This is a genomic window from Mesorhizobium sp. M4B.F.Ca.ET.017.02.2.1 (assembly GCF_003998955.1).
Classification (GTDB): Bacteria; Pseudomonadota; Alphaproteobacteria; order Rhizobiales; family Rhizobiaceae; genus Mesorhizobium; species Mesorhizobium abyssinicae.
The window spans coordinates 1-6,490 of record NZ_RZOF01000353.1 but is presented as its reverse complement, the minus strand read 5'-3'; the positions used below and the strand labels follow the sequence as shown (position 1 = coordinate 6,490).

7 protein-coding genes are annotated in these 6,490 nt (G+C 65.3%); 2 read left to right on the top strand and 5 right to left on the bottom strand.

Annotated features, from left to right (window positions below):
* The 5 genes from EN738_RS28830 to EN738_RS28810 form a co-directional block, all read right to left on the bottom strand.
* On the bottom strand, positions 1-915 hold a 915-nt coding region (locus tag EN738_RS28830; protein ID WP_145966962.1), incomplete at its 3' end, for a histone deacetylase family protein.
* Positions 912-1,340, bottom strand: a complete 429-nt coding sequence (locus tag EN738_RS28825; protein ID WP_127286618.1) for a GNAT family N-acetyltransferase — start codon at positions 1,338-1,340, stop codon at positions 912-914. The genes EN738_RS28825 and EN738_RS28830, both read right to left, overlap by 4 nt.
* 56 nt (positions 1,341-1,396) lie before the next feature.
* Entirely contained in the window at positions 1,397-2,326 is a 930-nt protein-coding gene (locus EN738_RS28820) for a 3-keto-5-aminohexanoate cleavage protein (RefSeq protein WP_127286617.1), read from the bottom strand.
* A 14-nt stretch (positions 2,327-2,340) separates the two neighbouring features.
* Complete coding sequence (locus EN738_RS28815; protein WP_127286616.1) at positions 2,341-3,723, bottom strand: aspartate aminotransferase family protein; 1,383 nt, start codon at positions 3,721-3,723, stop codon at positions 2,341-2,343.
* A gap of 1 nt (position 3,724) precedes the next feature.
* Positions 3,725-5,365: a N,N-dimethylformamidase beta subunit family domain-containing protein gene (locus EN738_RS28810; RefSeq protein ID WP_127286615.1), complete on the bottom strand. Its 1,641-nt coding sequence runs from the start codon at positions 5,363-5,365 to the stop codon at positions 3,725-3,727.
* A gap of 149 nt (positions 5,366-5,514) precedes the next feature.
* On the opposite strand from EN738_RS28810, the gene EN738_RS28805 reads away from it, so the two are divergent.
* Both EN738_RS28805 and EN738_RS28800 read left to right on the top strand, forming a co-directional pair.
* Positions 5,515-5,763: a ParB N-terminal domain-containing protein gene (locus EN738_RS28805; protein ID WP_126054808.1), complete on the top strand. Its 249-nt coding sequence runs from the start codon at positions 5,515-5,517 to the stop codon at positions 5,761-5,763.
* Positions 5,764-5,852: 89 nt separating this feature from the next.
* The coding region (locus EN738_RS28800) for an alpha/beta fold hydrolase (protein ID WP_127286614.1) at positions 5,853-6,490 on the top strand (638 nt) is incomplete at its 3' end.

The following is a 6,490-nucleotide window of genomic DNA, read 5'->3' as shown; positions in this document are numbered from 1 at the left end:
GGCCTCGCCGATGCGCGAGAAGCCGGGCGTCGTGACGGAAAGGCCACCAAACGGGTCGCCCTCGAAAGCATCGAGCCCGAGCGCCACGACAAGCGCCTCCGGCGCAAAGGCGCGGATGCGTCGGAAGGCGGTCGCCAGCGCCTCGAGAAACGCAGCGTCGCCGGATTTGCGCGGCAGCGGCAGGTTGAGATTGTAGCCGAGGCCGGCGCCTTCGCCGCGCTCATCCGCATAACCCCAGAAGAACGGATAGAAGCGCACCGGATCGGCATGCAGCGACACCGTGAGCACGTCCGGCCTTGCATAGAAGATACCTTGCGTGCCGTTGCCGTGATGCAGGTCGACATCGAGGATCGCCACCCGTGCCGCGCTCCTTCGCAGCACCTGCGCCGCGACCGCCGAATTGTTGATGAAGCAAAATCCCCCGGCGACATCGACGAAGGCATGATGGCCGGGCGGACGGCAGAGCGCGTAGGCCGAAGGCGCGCCAGCCATCACCGCTTCGGCCGCCTCAACGGCGCTCCAGGCGCTCCACAGCGAACTGTTCCAGGTTTCGGCCGAGATCGGGCACGCTGTGTCCGCCATGTGGTAGCCGGCCTGGCCAACGGCGGACGCAGGATAGGAGCCGGCACGGGCGATCGGATGGATGTTCGGGATCACTTCCGCCGAGGCGCCTTCGATACGCTGCCAGCGCTCGAAAATATGCTCGAGGAAGTCGAGATATTCGGGCGTGTGCACCGCTGCGACCGGACCCAGCCCATGGTTCCGCGGCCGTTCGATCGCCGAGCCGGCGGCTTTCGCGCCGGCCAGCAATCTTTCGATGCGCTCCGGCTTTTCCGGATTGGGCTGCTGGGCGCCGCTGGAGAGGAAAGCCTTGGGATCGTGGCGCTTCTGTTCCTCGGCATAATAGGTTTTCATGCGCTGTCCTCTGGTGCATCCGCAAAGGCGAAGAAGGCGTCGCCGACGATCTTCTGGGTCTGTTCGTAGCTCGACCAGCCAATGCCCAGCCTTTCATAGAAAGCCTTGGCGGTTTCGTTGTCCGTGTCGACGGAGAGCCTGAGATAGACGCCGCCTGCAGCACGGCATTCCTTCGCCACGCGCCGCAACAGTTTTTCGCCGATCCGGCGGCCGCGAAAGCGGTCCTCGACATAGAGGTCCTGCACATAGACGCCGGGACGTCCCATCCAGGTCGAGAAGATCGGGAAGTGCAGGCAGAGACCAGCGAACTCGCCATCGACCTCGGCGATCAGGGACGAGAAGGCGGGCTTGCCGCCGAAGCCATAGCGGCGAAGATCCTCGACGGTCGAGGTCATCTCCTGATGCGCGCCGGTGTGGGTGCTCATCCGCAGCAGCGCGGCGTGGATGGTCTCGACGTCGTCGACGGTGCCGGGGCGGAGTCTCAAAACGCCACCCGGTCGCCGCCCTTCAGCGCCAGCATTGCGCGCGCTTCCGCGGGCGTCGCCACGTCCAGCGACAGGCCATCCAGCACCGAGCGTATGCGCCGCACCTGGTCGGCATTCGACTTCGCCAGTTGCCGCCCATCGTAGAGGCTGTCCTCCAGCCCGACACGCACATTGCCGCCCATGGCGGCGGCGATCGAGATCAGCGGCATCTGGTGGCGGCCGGCGGCGAGAACCGAGAATTGGTAGCTGTCGCCGAAGAGTTTGTCGGCGATGCGCTTCATGTGGATGAGATTGTCGGGATCGGCGCCAATGCCGCCCAAAATGCCGAGCACGAATTGGAGGAACAGCGGCCCGGACGCCAGGCCGCGATCGCGCAAATGCGCCAGCGAATAGAGGTGGCCGACGTCGTAGCATTCGAACTCGAAGCGGGTGCCGCAGCCTTTACCGAGCTTTTCGAGTACCGTCTCCATGTCGGCGAACGTGTTCTTGAAGATCGTGTCGCGGGTAGCCTCGAGCAGCTTCGGCTCCCACTCGTGCTGCCACTCCCTCGGCTTGTCGAGCATCGGGAACAGGGCGAAATTCATCGAGCCCATGTTGAGCGAGCACATTTCGGGCTCGGCTCGGAGCGGTGCGGCGAGCCGCTGGTCGAGCGTCATCAATGAGGAGCCGCCGGTGGTGATGTTGATCACCGCATCGGTCGCCTGCTTGATGCGCGGGAGGAAATGCATGAACACTTCCGGGTCGGCGGTCGGCCGTCCGTCCTTCGGATCGCGGGCGTGCAGATGCAGGATCGAGGCGCCGGCTTCGGCGGCGGAAATGGCGTCCGTGGCGATCTGGTCTGGTGTGACCGGCAGATAGGGCGACATGGACGGCGTATGCACCGAGCCGGTGACGGCACAGGTGATGATGACTTTTCTCGTCGCCATCTTGTTCTACCCCTTCAGCTTTCGACCGGCAGGTCGAGTTCGGCGGCGAGCGCTGCCAGCGTGTCGCCGATGATGGCGATCATCTCGCCGATCTGCTCGCGCGTGATGATCATTGGTGGCGCGACCATGAAATTGTCGCCGTCGACGCCGCCCTTGACCTTGCGGCCGTAGATGATGAGGCCGCGTTCATAAGCGAGGTCGAGCAGGCGCTGCGTCGCCTTCTTGCCCGGCGCGATCGGCGTCAGCGCCTCCGGATCGGCAACCATTTCGGCGCCGAGCAGCAGACCCTTGCCGCGCACGTCGGCGATGAAGGGAAAGCGCTTTTGCAACGCCCTCAGTTCGCCGATCAGCACGTCGCCCATGGCGGCGGCGTTCGCGATAAGGTCGAGACGATCCATCTCGCCGAGCACTGCGAGCCCGGCGGCGCAGGCGAGCGGATTGCCGGCATAGGTGTGGCCATGCTGGAAGCCGCCGGCGGCAAGCAGCGGCTCGACCAGCCGCTTCGGTGCGGCCAGCGCGCCGAGCGGCGCGTAGCCCGAGCCCAGCCCCTTCGACAGCGCGACCAGGTCCGGCTTGCAGTTCCAGTGGTCGCCGCCGAGGAATTTGCCGGTTCGGCCGGCGCCGCTCATCACCTCGTCATGGATCAGAAGGATGCCGTAGCGGTCGCAGATCTCGCGGATGCGCGGATAGTAGCTGTCGGGCGCGACAAGAGCGGCCGTTGCCGCCCCGCCGACCGGTTCCATGATGAAGGCGAGCACGCTCTCCGGGCCTTCGGCCTGGATCTTTTCTTCGAGCATGTCGGCATAGCGGATGCCGCGCTGTTCCAGCGAGAGGTTGTCGCGGTCGCGCCACGCCGTCGGCGCCGGCACCGTCGGCATCGCGCGCATCATCGGAAGGAAAGTCTCGGCCAGCGCATCGTCGCCGGTGACCGCGAGCGAGCCAAGCGTGCCGCCATGATAGGAAGGGAAGCGGGCGATCACCTTCCAGCGCTTGGGCTGGCCGGTGGCAACCGCCCATTGCCGGGCAAGCTTGATGCAGGATTCCGTTGCCTCGGAGCCGCCGGAGACGAAGAAGATGCGGTCCATGCCGACGGGCAGCTTGCCTGCCAGCTCCCGCGCCAGCTCTTCCGCGGGCTCGTTCTCGAAATGCAGCCGATAGGCGAAGGTGGTCTTGTCCATCTGCCGCTTCATGGCGTCGAGCACATTGCGGTTGGAATGGCCGATATTGGCGACCATCGGTCCGCTCGATCCGTCGATGAAGCGGCGGCCGTCCTTGGTCCAGAAATAGATGCCCTCGGCACGCTCGACGAGCGGCCGGCGCAGGCTGGACAGATAGAACAGATGCGACGGCGGCCGCGCTTCGGCGTCAGTTGCATTCTGAACTTGCGGTTTCGGCATGTCAGGACTTTCCGAGATAGCGGTCGAGAACGTTCTTGGTCACGCGCTCGACCATCGCGTCCTGCCTTAGCAGGCCGGCGACCCATTCGCAGCTTCCGGCATGGAACACTTCGCCCCTGCCGCGCGGGAAATTGACGATCATGCCGTTGCCGCGCTTGACCTTGTCGAGATTGGCGTCGCTCGCTTCGCCGAACAGCGTCTCGGCGGTGAAGCGACCATCCTCGTCGGTGAGGAACTGGTCCTCGATCGGGATGTCCGCGCTTTCCTCGACCTGGCTCGCCATGCCGACCGCCAGCACTTGCAGGCCGTCCGGCGCGCCGCTCTGCTCAGTCGGGTAGGGCAGGCCGCCGCGGATCTCGAAATCCAGCCCGTCGACCTCATAGCCGTAGACATGGCTGTCGGCGCCGAGCAGGTCTCCGTAATAGATGCCGGTGCCGGCGAAGGCCCAGTGTTCGGGGCGATAGACCGGGAAGCCGCGCACGCCGCGCGGCGCGCAGCCGCCCCAGCCGGCATAGACGCCTCTGGTCGCATTGAGGCCGAAGGTTGCCGAGCCCGGCCGGCCGATCTCGGGCGCTTCCCAGGAGTTGGTGGCGCGGGTCACGTCGCCGCCGCGATAGGCGGGGTCCTCGGCCCGCGCCCGGTATTTGTAGCAGACCTGGCGGCGGCCCTCGTCTTCCAGCCTTGTCTGCCACATGAAATTGCCGGCAAAGCGCGCCGCGTGGCCGCCACGCTCCACATAGGCGTCGACCGCGTCGCGCATCTCCCAGGTCCAGTATTCGTCATGGCCGACGAAGACGACGCAGTCATAGCCGTCGAGGATATCGGGCGCAAAATGCAGCTCGTGCTGGCTGGCGAGATCGATCGCGTAGCCGGCGCGCTCGGCGAAGCGAAAGAAATGGCTGTCATAGCTCGCCCAGCCGGACGAGGCGTATTTCTTCGAATGGCCGGTGGCGAAGGCCCATTCCATGTGCGGATAGCGCGGCACGGTCTTCGGCGGCACAGCGACCTCCAGCGGCACCCGCGGGGCCTTCTTCGGCAGCACGACGAAGCCGCGGCACCAGGGACGCTGCGTCGACACCATCGTGGCGTATTGGTCCCGGTTCGGGCCGGTGATGCCCTGATAGTGGTTGGAGCCGCCCCAGGTGTTGTAGGCGAGCCAGGTTCCCGTCGCCGCGACCTGCAGCAGGCGGCCGGGTTTCTTGCCGGGCAGGGGCGTGACGATGAAGAGGTGATGGCTCTGGATCGGCGTGCCGTCACGGCCCTCGGCCGTGAGCGTGACGCGGTAGGCGCCGGACGGCCAGGCATCGCCGATGCGGAACTCGAAGGAAGTGTCCCAGCCGCAGCCTTCGACCGAACATTGGTCGGGCGTCTCCTGGCAGCGCGCCGCGATGCCGGTTTTTTCGAACACCCTTGTTTCGGCGCCGCCGTCGCGAACAATCGTGATGCCGAATTGCGGCGCCGTCGCGCTGACATGCAACGCCACCGTTTCGCCGGGGCGGTACGAAAAACGGTCGCTGTAGCACCAGATCTCGCCGCGCGCGCCGTCCATGCCGGGCCATTCGTAGTAATGGCCGCGCACCGCCTCGCGGCGCTGCTCGGGCGTCAGCCCGAAATCGGGGAATTCGGTCGGCAGTCGCGTCAATGAACACCTGAAACCAACAGGCCGCCATTGAGACCATTGGCCGGCCAAGCGTCAAATGGAAACGATCGGGCCAGCATCCGCTTGCCCTTGGCCATATCCGGCAAACAGACTATCTCAGTCAGGGCGAAGTTTCAGCGCCGGGAGCCGACATGCTGCGCGTGCAAAAGGTCAAGGTCGACGACATCTATGTGCCCGCCGCGCGCCGCAAGACGCTGCATCCGGAAACCGTCCGCCATCTGGCCGAGGACATTCTCGAAAACGGCATGAAAATGCCGATCCAGGTCCGCCATGACGGCAAGCGCCACATTCTGGTCGAAGGCCTGCACCGGCTGGAAGCCGCCAAATGGCTCGGCGAGACCGAGATCGACGCCTATCTGGTGCAGGCCAAGCGCCACTAACCAATTTTACATCTGCTGCAAATTTTCTCGCGGCCATGTCGGCTTGCGCTCTGCCGTTGCGTCCTTGGGGCACAACTGGAGGAGACCAAATGCCCAAGACCCTGTTTTTCGCCATGCTCGCTTCGGCCGTGGCCCTGATTGCCGCGCCAAATGCACAATCCGAGGAGACAAAGCCTGCCATGACCGCTGCCACCAAAGCCCTTGTGAAGCCGGAGAAATCCGGCCTGGTGCCGATCGACGGCCTGAATTACTACTACGCCATCTACGGCAAGGGCGAGCCGCTGCTGCTGCTGCACGGCGGCCTCGGTTCCACCGACATGTTCGCGCCGATCCTGCCGCAATTTGCCGCCCATCGCACCGTGATCGCCGTGGATCTGCAGGGCCATGGCCGAACCGCGCTTGGCGAGCGGCCGTTCAGCGTCGAAGCGATGGGCAACGACATGGCGGCGATCGTCAAGGCGCTTGGCTACGACCAGGTCGACGTCATGGGCTATTCGCTGGGCGGCGGCGTCGCCTTCCGTATGGCTGTCCAGCACCCGGAGGCGGTGCGCCGGCTGGTGATGGTGTCGACGGGCTATGCCACCAACGGCTTCTACGACGAGATGCGCCCGCAGCAGGTGCAGGTGAGCGCGGCGGCGGCCCCGTTCATGAAGGATACGCCAATGTACAAATCCTACGTCGCCGTGGCGCCGCATCCGGACGATTTCCCGAGACTGCTCGACACGCT